Source organism: Micrococcus sp. IITD107 (assembly GCF_041927415.1).
Classification (GTDB): domain Bacteria; phylum Actinomycetota; class Actinomycetes; order Actinomycetales; family Micrococcaceae; genus Citricoccus; species Citricoccus terreus.
Map to the genome: position 1 here is coordinate 26489 of NZ_JBHFFN010000010.1, position 17655 is coordinate 44143.

The 17655-nt window shown below is 67.3% G+C and carries 16 protein-coding genes and 1 pseudogene; 3 read left to right on the plus strand and 14 right to left on the minus strand.

The genetic code is table 11. The features are described 5' to 3' along the window. Nucleotides 1-257: 257 nt before the first annotated feature. Nucleotides 258-1526: a PhoH family protein gene (locus ACEXHE_RS12880; protein ID WP_356968559.1), complete on the minus strand. Its 1269-nt coding sequence runs from the start codon at nucleotides 1524-1526 to the stop codon at nucleotides 258-260. Nucleotides 1527-1881: 355 nt separating this feature from the next. Further along, entirely contained in the window at nucleotides 1882-2652 is a 771-nt protein-coding gene (locus ACEXHE_RS12885; RefSeq protein WP_374786108.1) for an isoprenyl transferase, read from the minus strand. Between the two features lie 238 nt (nucleotides 2653-2890). Here ACEXHE_RS12885 and ACEXHE_RS12890 point away from each other — a divergent pair, with 238 nt between their 5' ends. Continuing rightward, entirely contained in the window at nucleotides 2891-3592 is a 702-nt protein-coding gene (locus ACEXHE_RS12890; RefSeq protein ID WP_374786099.1) for a hemolysin III family protein, read from the plus strand. A 20-nt stretch (nucleotides 3593-3612) separates the two neighbouring features. On the opposite strand, the gene ACEXHE_RS12895 is transcribed toward ACEXHE_RS12890, so the two are convergent. Then, on the minus strand, nucleotides 3613-4014 hold the full coding sequence (locus tag ACEXHE_RS12895; RefSeq protein WP_091698158.1) for a hypothetical protein: 402 nt from the start codon (nucleotides 4012-4014) through the stop codon (nucleotides 3613-3615). 26 nt (nucleotides 4015-4040) lie between these two features. After that, nucleotides 4041-4961 (minus strand): mycothiol conjugate amidase Mca, encoded by a 921-nt coding sequence (gene mca / locus ACEXHE_RS12900; protein ID WP_374786109.1) that lies wholly within the window; start codon nucleotides 4959-4961, stop codon nucleotides 4041-4043. Nucleotides 4962-5103: 142 nt separating this feature from the next. Here mca and ACEXHE_RS12905 point away from each other — a divergent pair, with 142 nt between their 5' ends. Together ACEXHE_RS12905 and greA are read left to right on the plus strand one after the other, a co-directional pair. Continuing rightward, a complete protein-coding gene (locus tag ACEXHE_RS12905; RefSeq protein ID WP_374786100.1) occupies nucleotides 5104-5580 on the plus strand; it encodes a DUF4307 domain-containing protein in 477 nt (158 codons plus the stop codon). A 192-nt stretch (nucleotides 5581-5772) separates the two neighbouring features. Next, on the plus strand, nucleotides 5773-6276 hold the full coding sequence (greA, locus tag ACEXHE_RS12910; RefSeq protein WP_374786101.1) for a transcription elongation factor GreA: 504 nt from the start codon (nucleotides 5773-5775) through the stop codon (nucleotides 6274-6276). 114 nt (nucleotides 6277-6390) lie between these two features. Here the strand turns inward: greA and ilvA are convergent, their stop codons facing one another. The 10 genes and pseudogenes from ilvA to ACEXHE_RS12960 all read right to left on the minus strand — a co-directional run. Then, nucleotides 6391-7662 (minus strand): threonine ammonia-lyase, encoded by a 1272-nt coding sequence (gene ilvA, locus ACEXHE_RS12915; protein WP_260062125.1) that lies wholly within the window; start codon nucleotides 7660-7662, stop codon nucleotides 6391-6393. Beyond that, on the minus strand, nucleotides 7659-9059 hold the full coding sequence (locus ACEXHE_RS12920) for an AI-2E family transporter (protein ID WP_374786102.1): 1401 nt from the start codon (nucleotides 9057-9059) through the stop codon (nucleotides 7659-7661). Before ACEXHE_RS12920 ends, ilvA begins: the two co-directional genes overlap by 4 nt. A gap of 14 nt (nucleotides 9060-9073) precedes the next feature. Continuing rightward, nucleotides 9074-10030, minus strand: coding sequence for an aldose 1-epimerase family protein (locus tag ACEXHE_RS12925; protein ID WP_356968195.1), 957 nt, complete (start codon nucleotides 10028-10030; stop codon nucleotides 9074-9076). Between the two features lie 4 nt (nucleotides 10031-10034). Next, a complete protein-coding gene (locus ACEXHE_RS12930) occupies nucleotides 10035-10904 on the minus strand; it encodes a Bax inhibitor-1/YccA family protein (RefSeq protein WP_091698167.1) in 870 nt (289 codons plus the stop codon). A 454-nt stretch (nucleotides 10905-11358) separates the two neighbouring features. After that, nucleotides 11359-12021: a hypothetical protein gene (locus tag ACEXHE_RS12935; protein ID WP_374786103.1), complete on the minus strand. Its 663-nt coding sequence runs from the start codon at nucleotides 12019-12021 to the stop codon at nucleotides 11359-11361. A 175-nt stretch (nucleotides 12022-12196) separates the two neighbouring features. Then, nucleotides 12197-14776, minus strand: a complete 2580-nt coding sequence (locus ACEXHE_RS12940; protein WP_374786104.1) for a DEAD/DEAH box helicase — start codon at nucleotides 14774-14776, stop codon at nucleotides 12197-12199. A 56-nt stretch (nucleotides 14777-14832) separates the two neighbouring features. Further along, a pseudogene (locus tag ACEXHE_RS12945) lies at nucleotides 14833-15075 on the minus strand (integrase core domain-containing protein); the annotation flags it as partial. A 16-nt stretch (nucleotides 15076-15091) separates the two neighbouring features. Continuing rightward, on the minus strand, nucleotides 15092-16162 hold the full coding sequence (locus tag ACEXHE_RS12950; RefSeq protein ID WP_374786105.1) for an IS110 family transposase: 1071 nt from the start codon (nucleotides 16160-16162) through the stop codon (nucleotides 15092-15094). Nucleotides 16163-16364: 202 nt separating this feature from the next. Next, entirely contained in the window at nucleotides 16365-17120 is a 756-nt protein-coding gene (locus ACEXHE_RS12955) for an IS3 family transposase (RefSeq protein WP_374786106.1), read from the minus strand. A gap of 89 nt (nucleotides 17121-17209) precedes the next feature. Continuing rightward, on the minus strand, nucleotides 17210-17655 hold a 446-nt coding region (locus tag ACEXHE_RS12960; RefSeq protein ID WP_374786107.1), incomplete at its 5' end, for an IS30 family transposase.

Sequence of the window (17655 nt, forward strand, 5' to 3'; positions counted from 1 at the left end):
GTAGGGTCACACTCAATTCTTCAATTGATCACTTGTGGAGGGGCGAATCCGGGCTTAGGCTGGAGTCGTTCATCAGCGGCCGTCGCGCCGATCATGGACAGCTGAGCTCCATGGCTCCGATCCCGTTTCAGGGGGCCATGGCTCGGCGGACTGGCCGGGATCCCCTCATCCCCCCTCCACGGGGACTCGGCCCTCCGCCCACAGGGGCCGCTGCATCGCAGCGGCCTCTGTCTCGTTAACCAGTCCCCTCGCTCCGGCTAGAGCACGTCCTCCAGCAGCTCCGTGACCAGCGCGGCGATCGGGGAGCGCTCTGGACGGGTCAGGGTGACGTGGCCGAACAGCGGCTGGCCCTTGAGCGTCTCCACCACGGCGGCAATGCCGTCATGCCGGCCCACCCGCAGGTTGTCCCGCTGGGCCACGTCATGGGTGAGCACGATCTTGGAGTTCTGGCCCATCCGGCTCATCACCGTCAGCAGGGTGTTCTTCTCCAGGGACTGCGCCTCGTCCACGATCACCCAGGAGTCGTGCAGGGACCGGCCTCGGATGTGGGTCAGGGGCAGCACCTCGAGCATGCCGCGGTCCAGGACCTCCTCCATCACCTCGGTGGAGACCAGCGCACCCAGGGTGTCGAACACGGCCTGGCCCCAGGGGTTCATCTTCTCCGACTCGGAACCGGGCAGGTAGCCCAGCTCCTGACCGCCCACCGCGAACAGGGGGCGGAACACCACGACCTTGCGGTGCTCCTGACGCTCCAGCACGGCCTCGAGCCCGGCGCACAGGGCCAGTGCGGACTTGCCGGTGCCGGCCCGGCCGCCCAGGGAGACGATCCCCACCTCCGGGTCCAGCAGCAGGTCGATCGCCAGGCGTTGCTCCGCCGAGCGCCCGTGCAGCCCGAACACGTCGCGGTCTCCGCGGACCAGCTGGGTGGTGCCGTCCCGGCCCACCCGGCCGAGCGCCGAGCCGCGAGGCGAGGTGATGATCAGACCGGTGTTGACGGGAACGTCCGCCGTGGCGCTCAAGGTGACGGGGCCGCCGTCGTACAGGTCATTGACGTCCTCCTCCGAGGCGGAGATGCTCACCGTCCCGGTCCAGCCGGAGTCCTTCACCAGCTCATTGCGGTACTCATCGGCCTGCAGGCCCATGGCCGAGGCCTTCACGCGCATGGGCAGGTCCTTGGAGACCACCGTGACGTCCCGCCCCTCCAACGCGAAGTTCTGGGCCACGGCCAGGATCCGGGAATCGTTGTCCCCGGAGCGGAAGCCATGGGGCAGGACCTCGGTGGAGATGTGGTTCAGCTCCACGCGCAGGCTGCCACCCTCGGAACCGAGCGGCACCGGACGGTTCAGCGAGCCGTGCTCCACCCGCAGCTCGTCCAGCAGGCGCAGGGCCTTGCGGGCGTAGTAGCCCAGCTCGGGGTCGTTGCGCTTGGCCTCCAGCTCGGAGATCACCACGATCGGCAGGATGACCTCGTGCTCGGCGAACCGCAGCAGGGCACGCGGATCAGAGAGCAGCACGGAGGTGTCCAGGACGTAGGTCCGCTCCCCCGTGCTCTGCCGGGCGTGGTGGTCGCCGACCGCACCGGGGGTGACGGTGGGCTCGGGGCTCAGGGCGGTGCTCAGATGCTCCACAGGGACTCCAGACCGGGGCGCACGCCCCGCTGATCGAGGGGGTGGGGTGGGACGGTCCGGCCCGAGGACCGGAGCGGCCCTCCGCAGTGCTGCCTGTGGTGGGGCATACGGCCTGGCCTTTCCGATCAATCCGCAGGAGGTGCGAAGCCGGGAGAGGCCGCGTCCTGCTGTTGACTGATGGCACCCACGGTAGACCGGACAGGTCTGCGGGTGGCCCGTGACACTCGACGGGACGGTAAACGTTGTGTGACGATCAGGAGCCGAAGCGCCGCTGACGCGAGGCGTAGTCGCGCAGGGCACGCATGAAGTCCACGCGGCGGAAGTCCGGCCAGAGGGCCTCACAGAAGTAGAACTCGGAGTAGGCCGACTGCCACATCAGGAACCCGGAGAGGCGCTGCTCGCCGGAAGTGCGGATCACCAGGTCCGGGTCCGGCTGGCCGCGCGTGTACAGCCGGTCGGAGATCTGCTCCACGGAGAGGTCCTGGGCCACCTCGGCGGCCGAGCGCCCAGCGGCGTCGGCTTCGGTGAGCAGCTCGCGGACCGCATCCACGATCTCTCGGCGGCCGCCGTAGCCCACGGCCACGTTCACGTGCACGCCGTCCACGTCCCTGGTGCACTCAGCCAGTTCGGCGACCTGGGCGGCCAGGGCCGGCGGGAGCAGTTCGGCGGCTCCCACCGCCTGCACGCGGACCCGGTGTCCGTTCTCCAGTCCCTCGCCCAGCCGGTCCAGGGTCCCGCAGATGATCTGCACCAGCCGATCCAGCTCCTCCGGGGAGCGGTTGAGGTTGTCCGTGGAGAGCATGTACAGGGTCACGACCTTGATCCCCAGTTCATCGCACCAGCCCAGGAACTCCAGGATCTTGTCCGCCCCGGCCTGATGGCCGTCCGCCGTGGTGGCACCTGCGGCCTTGGCCCACCGACGGTTGCCGTCCAGCACCACGCCGATGTGCCCGGGCAGCCGTGCGGTGTCCAGGTCACCGGCCAGGCGACCCTCGTAGAACCGGTAGAGGATCCGGCGAGGCACGGCCGGGACCAGCTCGGCCAGCTGCTCCAGGCGCTCCAGCCGTTGGGCTCGGTTCGGCCGGTCACCACTCACGGCGGCTCACCTCTCTCGGATGCTGCTCGAACAGGTCCACACTGATGCTGCAGTCCACGGTACCGCCCCACCTCACAGGCACACCCCGTCCCACCCCGCGTCCCGCCCTGTGGCGGCGGCCACAGCGCCGCTACTGAGGGGTAACCCCAGGTCTAGAGTTGACCCCATGAATCAGACCACCCCGCGCCGCTGGCGGATGGAGCGGATCACCGATCGTGACCATCCGGAGTTCAAGCCACGACTGCGCGGCTGGATCCACGCGGTGATGGCTCCCCTGGCGCTGGCCGCCGGGATCGTGCTGGTCGTCTTCGCCCAGGGCACGGCGCTGACCTGGGCCACCGTGGTCTACGCCATCACCGGCCTGCTGCTGTTCTCGGTCTCGGCCACCTACCACCTGGTGCAGTGGGACCCGAAGGTCGCCCTGGTGCTCAAGCGGCTGGACCACACCAACATCATGCTGGTCATCGCCGGCACCTACACGCCGCTGGCGGTGGCCCTGCTGCCCCCGGAGAAGTCCACGCTGCTGCTGATCCTGGTCTGGGCCGGAGCCCTGGGTGGGGTGGCCTTCCGCCTGACCTGGACCAACGCGCCACGCTGGCTCTACACTCCCGTCTACATCCTGCTGGGGCTGGCCGCGCTGCTGTACATCGGAGACTTCTTCGCCGCCGACCCCACCGCCGCCGTCCTGGTCTGCGTGGGCGGGGCCTGCTACATCATCGGCGCGGTGTTCTATGCGCTCAAGCGGCCGAACATCCACCGCGAGTGGTTCGGCTTCCACGAGCTCTTCCACGCGTTCACGGTGGGCGGATTCGTCTGCCACTACATCGCCATCATGGTGGCGGTCCTGCGCACCTCAGCCCTGACCTGAACGGCCCGGCCGGTCCAGGGTCAGTCGCGGCCGGAGTCCGGGCCCTGGGGCTGCTGGGTGGGCTGATCCAGGTACCCGGGGTACTTCTGACGCAGCCGCTCCTGTGGGTCCGGGACATCGCTGTCCGGGTTGCGGCGGATCTCCTCCGGCAGGTGGCTCTGGTACCGCTCCACCAGCATCTCCTCGGCGGTCTCCGAGCGGTGCTTGACGCGGCGGACCGAGCGGATCATCAGCCGGATCACGATGATCGCCATGGCCACCATCAGCGCGGTGAACAGGAACCCCTCGATCCCGGGGGTCACCTCGGTCTGGTCCAGCCCGGGGCGCAGCGTGGGCTCGGGAATGGCCGGCTCAGGGGTGCTGGCAGGGGCCGGCGTCGCCGCGAAGAGCGCAGAGGACAGAGCGTGGAGAGGTGAGGTCACAGCAGTCCAGTCTATCCGGCCCGCGCTCAGCGCAGGCCGGTGAACAGATCGGTCTCCGGCAGGGTGGTCTCCACCCGGGAGTCGATCAGCACGTAGTCCTCCCACGGCCAGGTCCGGCGCAGCAGGGTGTTCGGCGCGGCGAAGAACGGCCCGTCCGGGTCCACCTGGGTGCGGTGGGCGCGCAGTGCGGCATCTCGCTTCTCCAGGTAGTCGCCCACGTGGATCTGCGTGGTGACCTCATGCATGGTGGGCCGCCAGGAGCCGGGCTCCGGTTCGTGATCCTCGTTCAACAGCCGCTCGTACCAGGTGATCCGGCTGGCGAAGGGTGACTCCTCCCCTGCGTCCAGGAACGCCTGGTGCAGAGCACGGTACTTGCTGGGGTTGAAGGCGCGGTCGTAGTACAGCTTGGACGGGGTCCAGGGCTCACCGGTGCCGGGATAGCGCTCGGGGTCCCCGGCTGCGCGGTAGGCCTCCACGGTGATCTCGTGGGCCTTGATGTGGTCCGGGTGCGGGTAGCCGCCGATCTCGTCGTAGCTGATCACCACGTGGGGCTGGAACTCGCGGATCAGCCGGACCAGGGGCGCGGTGGCCTGCTCCAACGGCAGCGAGGCGAAGCAGCCGAAGGGCAGCGGGGGCAGCGGATCGCCCTCGGGCAGACCGGAGTCCATGAACCCCAGCCACCGGTGCTCGATCCCCAGGGCAGCACCGGCCTCCTCCATCTCGGCCCGGCGCACCCCGGTGATGTCACGGTCCAGGCGGATGGTGTCCCCGTACCCGGGGTTGAGCAGGTCCCCCTGCTCGCCGCCGGTGCAGGTGGCCACCATGACCTCGGCGCCGGCCTCCTCATAGGCGGCCATCATGGCCGCACCCTTGGAGGACTCGTCGTCCGGGTGGGCGTGCACGGCCAGCAGTCGCAGACCGTGCGAGGCGGGGACGCCGGCGGCCACGGTCTCAGCGCGCGACTCCTCGGACTCCGGCGTGCCGTAGTCCTCGTGTCCCACGGGGACGCCGAACTCGGCTCCGCCCTGTTCAGGGGTTGCGCTGCTCATGGATGCTGGGCCCTTTCTGACCGCCGGTAGCATGGGGATGATGCCTGAATCACTCGACTCCTCGCCGGCCCCTCTGCCGCAGGACAGCCTAGCCAACCGCTATGGCCGTGCCCAAAGCACCCGTGCCCCCAGCGGGACTGGACGCCGCCGTGGAACGTGGCTGGCCGTCGTCGGGCTGGTCCTGGCCGTGGCCGCCACCGCCTGGTTCACCTTCTCCGACCCCGCGCGGAACCTGACCTGGAAGGACGTGGGGTTCCGGATCGAGTCCCCCACCCAGGCGCAGGTGACCTTCCAGCTGACCAAGGAACCGGAGGACACCGTGGCCTGCGCCGTGCAGGTGCTCAACGAGCAGTACGCGGTGGTCGGGTTCCACACCGTGACGGTGGGTCCGGCCGAGGACGGCCAGGTCCAGACCGCAGCGGATGAGACGCAGTACTACGACGTCGATCTGCGCACCGACGCCGAGGGCGTCAGCGGTGGCGTGGAGTCCTGCTGGATCGAGGAGCCCACCGCCTGAGGTGTCATACGTTACACTGGATGGCATTGGACTTCGCCCCGCTGAGGGAGCCGCCGAACGTCTGCTGACGATTCGCCCGGCCGCCCCGGCGGGGTTCTTGCATGGCCACCCTCAGGGCTGCATCCGGCAGCACGGTGTCCGGCAGGAGCAGCACGGCGGCTGACTCAGCCGCCCGAGCACACCCCGAAGGAGATGCACGTGCCCACGAGCAACATCGACTCTGCCCCCTGGCTGACCCAGGAGGCCTATGACCGCCTGAAGAAGGAGCTCGACGAGCGCTCCGGTCCGGGCCGCGCCGAGATCATCGATCGCATCGAGCAGGCCCGCGAGGAGGGTGACCTCAAGGAGAACGGCGGCTACCACGCCGCCCGTGAGGAGCAGTCCAAGAACGAGGGCCGCATCCTGGAGCTGACCCACCTGCTGGAGACCGCCCGCGTGGGCGCCGCTCCGGCCGATGACGGCGTGGTCGAGTCCGGCATGGTCGTGGAGGCCAAGATCGCCGGTGAGAAGACCACCTTCCTGTTCGGCAACCGCGAGATCGCCGACGACGAGGACGACCTCGAGGTCTACTCCGAGCGCTCCCCGCTGGGTGAGGCCATCCACGGCGCCAAGGCCGGCGAGTCCGTGACCTACACCGCGCCGAACGGCAAGGACATCACGGTCGAGATCATCAAGGCCACTCCGTACAAGGCCTGACCCACCAGACCCGCTCGCACCGGGACTGATGAGGACATCACGACGGCGGCCCACCGGTTGGATCCGGTGGGCCGCCGTTGTGCTGTGGTCAGGCGTGCAGAGAGGACGAGGGGCTCAGGGGCGGACGACGGGCTGATAGCCGGCCGAGCGCAGGCGGCCCAGGACCTCTTCGGAGTGCTCGGCCCCGCGGGTCTCCATGTCGATGGTGATGAACACGTCTCCCATGCCCAGGGAGCCGCCGATCCGGGTGTGGTCCACGCGGGTGACGTTGGCATCGGTCTCGGCGATGATCCGGGAGATGGTGGAGAGCTCGCCGGGACGGTCCCGCAGGGCGATGCGCACGGTGAGGAACCGGCCGGCGGCGGAGAGACCGGACTGGATGACCTTCAGCATCAGCATGGGATCGATGTTGCCCCCGGAGAGCACCGCCACGGTCCGCTCGGAGGAGATGCCCAGCTCCTCCAGCTTGCCTTCCAGCAGGGCGGCCACGCCCACCGCGCCGGCGGGCTCGACCACCATCTTGGACCGCTCGAGCAGGAAGACCAGGGCGTTGGCGATCGCGTCCTCGGAGACGGTGACCACCCCGTCCACCAGTTCGCGGATGATCTGGAACGGGAGCTGCCCTGGGCGCCCCACGGCGATGCCGTCGGCGATGGTGGAGACGTGGGTCAGCGGGACCACGGCGTCGGCTGCCAGGGAGGGCGGGTAGGCGGCGGCGTTCTCCGCCTGGACGCCGATGATCCGGATCTGACGACCAGTACGGCGAGCCATCTCCTTCACGGCCACGGCCACGCCGGCCAGCAGTCCCCCACCGCCGATCCCCATGATGATGGTGTCCACCTCGGGGTCCTGCTCCAGGATCTCCAGGCCGATGGTGCCCTGCCCGGCCACGATGTCCTCATGGTCGAAGGGGTGGATGACCACAGCGCCGGTCTCCTCGGAGTACCGCTGCGCGGCGGCCAGGGCCTCGTCCACGTTGTTGCCCAGCAGCACCACCTCGGCACCGTGATCCCGGGTGGCCTGCAGCTTGGGCAGTGCCACCCCCAGGGGCATGTAGATCCGGGCCTTCATGCCCAGCTTGGCGGCGGCCAGGGCCACTCCTTGCGCGTGGTTGCCGGCCGAGGCGGCCACCACACCCCGGGCCCGTTCCTCCGGGCTCAGGCGGGCCATGCGCACATAGGCGCCGCGGACCTTGAAGGATCCGGCGCGCTGGAGGTTCTCGCACTTCAGGTGCACGGTGGATCCGGTGATCCGGCCCAGGGCCCGGGAGTGGTCCAGCGGGGTGGGGACGATGACCCCGTCCAGCAGCTCCCGGGCGCGCTCGATCTCCTCCAGGCTCACCGGAAGGGTGTTCGACTGCTCGGTCTCTGAGGCGTTGCTGGTCACCGGTCTCCTCCGTCCTGATCCGGCTCAGTGCCGGACTGCTGCGTCTGCGTATTCTCCCCCGATCCGGGCTCGGTGACGGGCGTGTTGCGTGAGCGGCGCCAGGGGATGAGGCGGCGGCGGGGCCGGGCGGAGGTGGATCCGGTGCGCACGGCCACCCGGCGCACGGCGCCGTCGATCGTCTCGTAGGCCTTGCCCCAGGGGCCCTCCAGCTCGGCCGCGCGTTCGGCCAGCGTGGGCTCCGGCGGCGGTTGGATCACCGGGTCCGGGCGGTCAGCCTCCCAGGGCTTGCTCTGCAGGTACTTCACGGTGGCGTTGATGAAGGCGAGCACGGGCACGGCGAAGATGGCTCCGACCAGTCCGAGCACTGCGGTTCCTCCGGCCACGGCCAGGAACACGGCCAGGGGGTGCAGGCTGACGGCCCGGCCCATCACCAGGGGCTGGAGGATGTTGCCCTCGATCTGCTGGACGAGCAGGACCACACCGAGCATCAGCAGGGCGTTGACCCAGTCATTGGCCACCAGGGCCAGCAGCACGGCGATGCCACCGGTCAGCACCGCGCCGACCAGCGGGATGAACGAGCCCAGGAACACCAGGACGGCCAGGGGGAACGCCAATGGCACGCCCAGCAGCCAGGCGCCGGCTCCGATGCCCACGGCGTCCACGAAGGCCACGAAGATCTGCACGCGCACATAGGAGCCCAACGAGGTCCACCCGGCGCGGCCGGCACCGTCGATGGCCCGGCGGTGGCGCTGTGGGACGAACTTGAGCAGGAAGGTCCAGATCCGGTTGCCGTCCAGCAGGAAGAAGATCAGGGCGAAGATGGCCAGCACGGTGCCGGCGGCGATGTTGCCTGCGGTGGAGCCGAACCCGAGGGCGCCGCTGAGGATGGCCTGGCTGTTGTTGCGCACGGTGCCGGCCAGGTCGGAGATGACATCGTTCCACTGGTCGGTGGTCACGCCCATGGAGGCCAGCCAGCCGATGATCCCCTCGAACCCGACGACGATCTGGTCCCGCATGTCCGCGAAGCCCACGGCCAGCTGCTGGCCGGCCAGGTAGAACAGTCCCAGCACGGCCGCGATCAGTCCGAGGATGCAGGCGGCGACCGCCAGGCCGTTGGGGACGTGCAGCTGGCGCATCCGCCGGTGGACGGGGGCCAACAGGGTGGCCAGCAGGGCGGCGACCAGGAGCGGGATGACCAGGATGGAGACGTGGCTGAGCAGCCAGATGGCCATGCTCACGGCGATCAGCACCACGATCAGCCGCCAGGACCAGGCAGCGGCCACGGTCAGCCCGTAGGGAACGTCCAGGGCGACGCGGTCGCTGACCTGGAGGTCGGTGAGGGACTCACTGTCCAGTTCCGGGGCCGGCTGAGCCTGCTCTGGCGGTGGGGTGGACATGGGTCCCTCCTGGGTCAGGCCAGCCGCCCGGTGATCCCCCAGGTGGCCGACAGCGTCTGGTCGGTCTCCAACCACACCAGCCCATCGCCTGAGTTCAGGGCGTCAGCCGGTGCGGTCATCGGTTCGAGCGCCACCGCTCGGTGCCGACCGGGATAGCGGTTGGTGATGAACACATGCACGTAGCGGTAGGCGGTCTCGGACCACAGCTCCACCGTACGCCCGTCCGGGGCTGTCAGGATGCAGCGCACGCGCCCGTCCTGATCAGGTGTCAGGTCGGTGTAGGCGGCGTCCAGCAGCCGCTCCCCCACCGGGGCTCCCTGACGGAAGTCGTCCTCGGTGTCCTCGACCGCTCGGCTGCCCACCGGGATGAGCTGCTCATCGGCGATGATCTGGGTGGCACCGGGCACGGTGAGGGTGAGCTCCTCCGAGGGCACCTCGCCCAGCCGCAGGAAGGGGTGGGCGCCGAAGGCGACCGGAGCTGACCGCTCCGAATGATTGGTGAGGGACTGGGTGACCTGCAGGCCGCCGTCGGGGTCCAGGTGGTAGTCCACCTGATGGGTGAGACGGAACGGATACCCGTGCTGGGGGTGGATCTGCCCGCGCAGCACCACTCGGTCCTGGCTGTGCAGGACCGGGGTGAGGCCGGTGTTGCGCAGCAGTCCGTGGCTGGCATTGCCGCGGGAGGGCTCGGTGAGATCCAGCTGCTGGGGTTGCCCGTCCAGGTGCCAGAGCCCGTCCCGGACGCGGTTGGGCCAGGGCGAGAGCTGGATGCCGTTGGCCGAGGGGGCGATCTCGTCCGGACCGTAGGTCTCGATCAGGGCGGTGCCGTGGAGCTCGTAGACGCGGAGGGCACCGGCCAGGGCGGTGACGACGGCGCGGGCTCCGGCGCGGTGGATCTCGTATTGAACGCCGGTGGCCGCCGACCCCTCGGAGGAGGGTTCGACGGCCACCGGGAGGTGATCTGCGGTCATGAGGTCAGTCGTTGCCGCGCAGGATCGCCAGGATGCGCAGGATCTCGACGTACAGCCAGACCAGGGTGACGGTCAGGCCGAACGCGGCGCTCCAGGAGTACTTCTTCGGAGCACCGGCGCGCACGCCCTGCTCGATCGCGGTGAAGTCCATGACCAGGGAGAACGCGGCCAGGAAGACGGCGACCAGGCCGATGGCCACGCCCATCCAGCCTGAGCGCAGGCCGAACATGGAGTCGGTGACGCCGAAGAGCATCAGGAACAGGTTCACCAGCGAGAACAGCGCGTAGCCGACCATGGCGATCATGAAGATGCGCATGGCCTTGGGGGTGGCGCGGACCTTGCCGGAGGCGTACAGGGCCAGGGTCACAGCGAACACGCACAGGGTGCCGAGCACGGCCTGGGAGGCGATGCCGGGCCACATCTGCTCGAAGACCTGGGAGATGCCGCCCAGGAACAGACCCTCGGCTGCGGCGTAGAGCAGGATCAGGGCCGGCGAGGGCTCACGCTTGAAGGCGTTGACCAGACCGAGCACGAGGCCGACGATGGCGCCGGGCAGCATCAGGGCGGGCATCATCCAGCCGACGACGGCGGTGATCAGCACCACGCCCAGGGTCATCACGGTCTTGGCGATGACGTCGTTGTAGCTCATCCGGCCGGTGTCCACCGGGCCGGCGGCGGGCTGCTGGTACATCTCGTTGAGCTGCTCGGCGGAGTAGCCCTGCGGAGCCTGCTGGCCATACTGGGGCTGACCGAACTGGCCCTGCTGGCCAGGCTGGGTCTGGGTCTGCTGCCCACCGGAGTACCACCCCGGCTGCTGCTGGCCGGAGTGCATCTGCTCCTGGAACGTCTTGGTGTTGAAGACAGGGTTGGCCACTGGCCATCTCCTCTACTGGTCGCGTCTGGTCCGTTCGTACATGAAGTCCACCCGTTGGACCGGGCCGGAGGCTGTGACCAGTCTATAGGCGGAATCTGAGCCTGGGCCGAGTGACAGGTCCCACTGCGCCCACCGCGTAACGTGCCCCTAGTGCCCCCGGTGGGACTCGAAACCTCCCCAGCCTCTACCCCGGCGCGGACATCCGCATGATTTCGGGATTTCTAATGCGGGGAGATTAGTGGACGCAGGACACATTGTGGGCAAAGTGTGGGCAAAACGTGGGCACGGCTGCGACCGTTAATCCAAAGTCCAGCTCTGAGGCATGGCAGTGGTTCTATTCGCGGAATCACTCAACAGAGCATCACCGTAGCCCGCGTGCAATTTGCACGTCAGTAGTGGCACGCCTTCAGGACGTCACGTCAGACGAGCGCCGTGGCATTCCGTGCGGCCGCATTTACCCGGCGTCACTAAAGATTCTCTGTTGGATCTCCAGGTAACGCCGCAGATCCACCACGTTGTCGCTCTCGGAAGCAGGCACCTCATCCTCGAGTTTGTCCAGGTCCAGGTCGTTGTCCTCGATGAGCTGCTTCGTCGAGTTCACCACGATTTCCACCAGCGTTTCCGCGTGCTTGGAGGAGAAGTTCAGAGAGATTGTGCCGTCCTCGTCCTCGTACGCCAAGACGTCATCCAGATCCGAAATGAGATTCTCAATTATCTTCGCGTCCAGCCGCCCCTCGCTGACTGCCTCCAGGTACGTCCGCAGCGAGGAGTTATAACTCACGACGCACTCGGGTACTTCCGCTTGACTGGCCTGTCTGTACTTTTTCACAGCGACGTAGACGGCTGCTCCTGCGACCACCGTGCCTGCCAACGCAGCGGGGATTATCACCCAGGGGTTCTTGAGGTTGCCAGCGAGGTCCGACTGGCTCTTCACCGCACTGGAGGCAACCCGCACAGCCAAGCTTTCACCAGCGGTGTCAGGGAGTTGCGCTTCCTTGAGATGCTTCACAATCCGCCCGGACAGGTCGCGCACCACACCTCCCCACTGAATGAGGTCGCCACTGAGCAGCCCTGACTCGAGCTCAGGCGGGATGATGAAGTTCTGCTGGGTGATCACGGCGAGAGACCCATTTCAAGAGATCGAGGTGCTAGGGACAAGAACAATCGAAAGGTCTTATTGCTGAGGCCCGTTGCTAAATCGATCTACAACGTCAGCCTGCGACGGCGAAAGTTCCCGCCTTCATTGTCTCAAGCCACACCGAATAAGCGGCTCTATCACCGGCGCGCCGGCGTCATACTTCACCAGGCCGGATACGTTCTTGGGTAAGCCGGTCGACAACCTGAGTCGGCAAACACCCGTTCTCTGTCAGCGCCTCCTGTACTTGACGCCGCAGAACGTGCACCGGCTCCTGCTTAGCAGCGCTGGCAAGGAGGTCGACCCAGACCGTCTCGACGTCACCAGCGATCTGACTGACAACCTCGGTCGCCGCCAGATAGACGTTCGGGTTGGCAACCGGCGCGTGCTCAGGTGCCACCGCGAGGCGATCCGAAATGATGATCATCGAACTTCCGGCCGGGGCGTGGTCGACGCCCTGGTCGGTTACCAACTGGTCCAGCTGCGTGTTGGCCTGCCGGATGTCCTTGAGCGGAAGCAGCCCGTCGGCGTGCTCCTCCGACTTTGCCTCGATCGTCATCCAAAGCGCCGAATCCCAGCGCCAGGCCGAATCGCAGCGTCCCTGACCGGGTGGCTTCGTCGCTTCTGCTCCCAGGAACGACCCGAGCGTCGTCAGCGCACCCTCATAGGCAGTGGCCTCATCCTGGGCGAGCGCCTCGCGCATTTCTGTGAGGCTCTCCTTGATTTTGTTGGGCTTCAAATTACCCGTGATCCTGGCGACGATTGCATTGATCGCGACGGCATCGGCTGCCGCGAGCGGAACCTCCTCGGCCCCGGGAAGCTCCTTCATCTCCTTGAGCCAGGAGCCACGGACCGAGGCTCGGGCCGCATTGCGGACCAGTTCGCGCGCGCGAGCTCGATGTGCCTCGCTCTTTGCATCGAGGTGCAGCCAGACGCCTGCCAAGTAGAGCAGCAAACCGCGATAACCGCGAGTCGCGTCACCCCCCATGCCGACAAGACGGGCGGCATCTTCAAGCTTCTGACTGGCCGCGATCCAGTCTTGGGCGAACGCCAGCTGCCAAGCCTCAACCTCGAGCTTGGCGGACTTTCCAAGAGCTGCGGCACCGGGAGATTCCACCTTAACGGCTTCCTCGCGGAACTCCGCGACGAGCGGCTCGCCGCCTTCGCGCCACTCAGCGTCATGGTCGAGAAATATCCGGACGTTGTCCAGGAGGTCCGAAGCATCGTTGCCCTTGCTGTTCTCCCACCCGAACTGGATCTCCGCCTGCAGCTCGGGCTCCAGCGCCGTCGAGTTCTCCGCGCGTGCGAAGTACCGCGTGATGTCGGCGCCGACTACGACCACCACGGCGTAGTCGTTCGGGCCACGCGTCGCGCGGCCGGCACCCTGCACAATCCGCGTTCGTAGGCGCTCGGAGAGAGCGGCACTGGCCTCGGCCCGTTCGCTGAGGAATTTCTCCTGCAGGTTGACAGCGTCCGGCTTCCCCCCGAGTACCACGATCCTGCAGGCGTCACCCGGCAGATCCATACCGTCGTATCGGTTCGCCAGGCCGAGCACGCCGGTCGATGCGTTCGCGAATCTGGCGAGGCCCTCCTCGACGACCTCCTTGCCGAAGGCGGGAACGCCGTCGCCAGCGAGCATCCGAGCAGCCTGTTCGGCGATCTCCGATGTCGTCTGGCTAAGCACCAGAGCCTTGTTCTTGACACCAACGATGCACTTGGTCAAACTTTCGGCCTCGCCGCCCTTGACGAGATCAGGAAAGACGAAGAGGCGCCGCCCGGAGCGCGGCGGCGTCTTCGTCGGCAGCGGCATCCGGGTGATCTCAGAGCGACCGAATGCCCTCTCCAACTCGCCACCGGACCCCAGGGTCGCCGACAGGTAGACCCTCTGGCCGGCAAGGGCAAAGACCTGGTTCTCGAAGGTAGGCGGGATCATGGGTCGGATCTGGATTCCGCCGTATGAGAGATAGACGCAACAGGAGGCTAGTCCCCCGCGGATCATGGCGAACTGGAACTTGTGGTCACCTTTGAGCGTGGCGAGCGCCGCATCGAGTTTAGAGAGCGCTGCAGCGTCGACGGCGGGCAGAATCAATCGCACCTGATGGTGCGCCCCAGGGTCCGGCGGTCCCTCAAATCGCTGGACCTGGAGCCCCGAAAGGAACGGACGCAGGGCCTTCAGAACCGCCAGATACGCGGCTTCCGCCGCATGCCGGCGGATCGTGATGCCGTACTGTTCGCCAACGAACTGCTCGCCCGCGTGGGCATCATCGAGCATGATGAGGCGGGGCACCGGCAGCTTCGGACTGCTGTTGAAGATTGAGTTGTAGGTGGTGACCGCGATGGCCTCTCCGCCCTCAACGTCGCTCTCGTCCGTCATGCTCCAATCGTGGTGACTGCCGACGAGGAGCCGAGCAGGCACCCCCTCGTTCGCGGCGGTGGTCATCACTTGGTCGGCCAACTGCCTGGTCGGTGCCGCGTACAGCACCGGCCCCTCGGCCTTCCGGCGCACCCACTCCGCGATCAGCAGTCCAGGCAGCGTCTTGCCCGTGCCAGTAGGCAGCTCCAGCGCTAGGTCAGGCGTGTCCTGGTGCTCGTCGGCGTATGCCCGAAGCACGTCGCCCTGGTGTATCCATAGCGAGCTGACGGCATCCGCCGTCCGCGGTAATGATCCCCGAAGGTACATCTCCTCGGGCGACTCGAACTGCTGCTGCACCTTCTTGGTCTTGCCCTGGAACGCCATTGTCAGGACTCCTTTCGTCGTTGCCTAGATGAACCGTCCCCGGTTCGTTGCCGCTCCTATGCGGGTGCCAGCACCGGCCGTGATGGCGTGGTGAGGTCAGCGTAGTACGCGCTCTCGTACTCCTCGGGTGGGATGTCGCCGAGGGTGGAGTGCAGTCGCCGGTTGTTGTACCAGTCGACCCAGCCGGCCGTGACCCATTCCACGTCGTCGATGGTGCGCAGCGGGCCGGTCCGGAACGGGGAGCTGTCCCGGACGGCCTCGTTCTTGAACAGCCCGATCGTGGACTCGGCCAGCGCATTGATGCTCCTATAGTTGTCAACTCGTGATTTCGCGGGTTCTCGGGTCGGTTTTGACGAGGTGGTAGACCTCGCGAATGACGTAGCGTTTGAGGCAGCGGATGATGTCGCGTTTGCTCTTGCCCTCGGCTGTGCGGCGGGAGACGTAGGCGATTGTTGGCTCGTGGAATCTCATCCGGACGATCACGGTCCGGTAGATCGCGGCGTTGAGTTGGCGGTGCCCTCCGTGATTGATGCGGTGCTTCCCACTGGTCATTCCCGAGCCGGTCGGGACGGGGCTGATGCCGGCGAGTTTCGCGAAGGCGGCTTCGCTCTTGATGCGTTCGGGGTTGTCTCCGGCGACGATGAGGATCTCCGCTGCGGTGTCGACACCGATACCGAACTCATCCCGCAGATGCGGGGCGCGCTGGAGGACGAGGTGCTCGATTTGTGCCTCGAGCTCCTTGATCTCTTCGTTCAGGGCGACCCAGCGTCTGGCGATGGATCTTAGCGCGTGCCGATTCGCATCTTCCGGTGTCTCTAACCCGCGGGGGCGGAGTGCGGCGCAATGGCGGGCGATCATCTTCTGCGTCTTGCGTGCTGTCTTCCGGCGCAGGTCTTCGGTGGCGTGGACGAGCATCGCTTTGAGCGTGACCATCGCGCCGGTGCGATCTTTCGCCGCGGTATCGTGCGCGACTTTCAGCTGTCGGATCATCTCGACTGCGCCGTCGGCGCTCTTCGGGACCGCCGTCGCGAAGCCCGCCAGGACGGCCCTGGCGGCGTTCTCCGCGTCGAGGGTGTCGGACTTCCCGTTCAGTCGGCGCAGTCGCCGGTCGGGGCGGGAGACCTCGACGACCTTGTGTCCGTTGCGGCGCATGAATGAGGTGAGTCCGGCGCCATATGACCCTGTGCCTTCGATGCCGAACGCGATGATCTTCCCGAAGCCAGCGGCCCATGCCAGTAGCTGCCGGAAGCCTGCGGTGTCGGTCGCGATCGTGAGTGTCGCCAGGACGCCGCCGATGGAGTCCATCACGGCGGCGACATGGATGTGCTTGTGGGTATCGACGCCGATGACGACGTGTCCGGAACGGGCGGGCTCGATCTGTTCCATGGTGTGCTGTCTCCTTTGACGAACTAGCGTGGTCTCACGCTGTCGTCGGCGGGTGGACAGGACTGTCATGGGGACGCTTTGACGATGTTGCTCCAGGCTCCTATCAGGTCACGCCCGGTCCGGCGGCAGCCGTACTGCGCGCCCGGCCGGAGGATCGACAGATCAACGCAAAGGCACCCTGCGGGCCAATCATAAGCAAGGGTCAGAACGCTCCGGCCAGGACTTCCCCATCCTTGCGGGATGCGGCAGAAACAGAGTGACAATCGTAGGCGTCGCCGATCGATCCGATCGAGGCGGCGATGCCTTCCATCGCCAGGGTTTCGGCGAAGGCCACGGACGTGAATTGGGATCCGGCGTCGCTGTGATGGACCAGCCCGTCGTGGACCGTGTGTCCGGCGCGGTCGCGCCGCCACAGCCCCATTCGCAGTGCGGTGGTGACCAACGGGGTCGTCTTCGTGGTCGCGGCATGCCAGCCCATGATCGCGCGCGAGTGGCAGTCGATCACGAACGCAACGTAGACGAAGCCGGCCCAAGTGCGCACGTAGGTGAAGTCCGCGACCCAGCGCTGGTTCGGCACCGGCGCGGTGAAGTCCCGGTCGAGCAGGTCCGGTGCCCGGGCCGCGTTGCGGTCCGGGACCGTGCTTCGCACACCCGTCCCGCGCACCAGGCCGTTGACCCCCAGCTGGCGCATCAGCCGGTCCACCCGGCGCGCTGACACCGCCAGGCCTTGGCGCCGCAGCAGCGCGGTCATCTTCCGCCGCCCGTACATCGACTCCGGTGAGGCACCGCCAGCGGCGTCCACCCGTGCGGCGAGGATCGCATCGATGATCACCGCGTCCTCCACATCCCGGGCGCTGGGTTGGGCGCGTTTCCACGCCCGGTAAGTCCGCTCGGCGACCCGCACGCCCTGCTCGCGCAGGACCTGGCAAATCGACCCGACTTCAGCGGCCCTGGGCACGCTGGTCCTCGATGAACCCGAGGATCACCGGCGTCGGGGGTCGAGTTCCCCGGCGAAGAAAACCGCCGCGTCCTTCAGGATCGGAGGATTCAAGCGGTGGGCGCAAGGAACTCTGCGAGCTTCTCTGATGGTGTCAGATAGCCCAGCGTCTTGCGGGGGCGTCCGTTGAGGTTGTCCTGGATCGCGTCCAACTCCTCGCGGCTGACGACGCTCAGGTCGGTGCCTTTGGGCAGGTACTGGCGCAGCAGGCCGTTGGTGTTCTCGTTGCGCCCCCGCTGCCAGGGCGAGTGGGGATCGCAGAAGTAGATCGGGATTCCTGTGGCGATGGTGAACGCGGCGTGCTTGGACATCTCCGCGCCTTGGTCCCAGGTGATCGTTCGGATCAACGAGGACGCCAGCTTGCTGATTGCGGCGCGCATCGCGGCCTCGACCTGCTCGGCGCTCTTGCCGTCGGGCAGGTGCAGCAGCAGTGTCATTCGCCTCGAGCGCTCAACGAGCGTGCCGACGGCGCTGCGGCTGCCCTCGCCGAGGATGA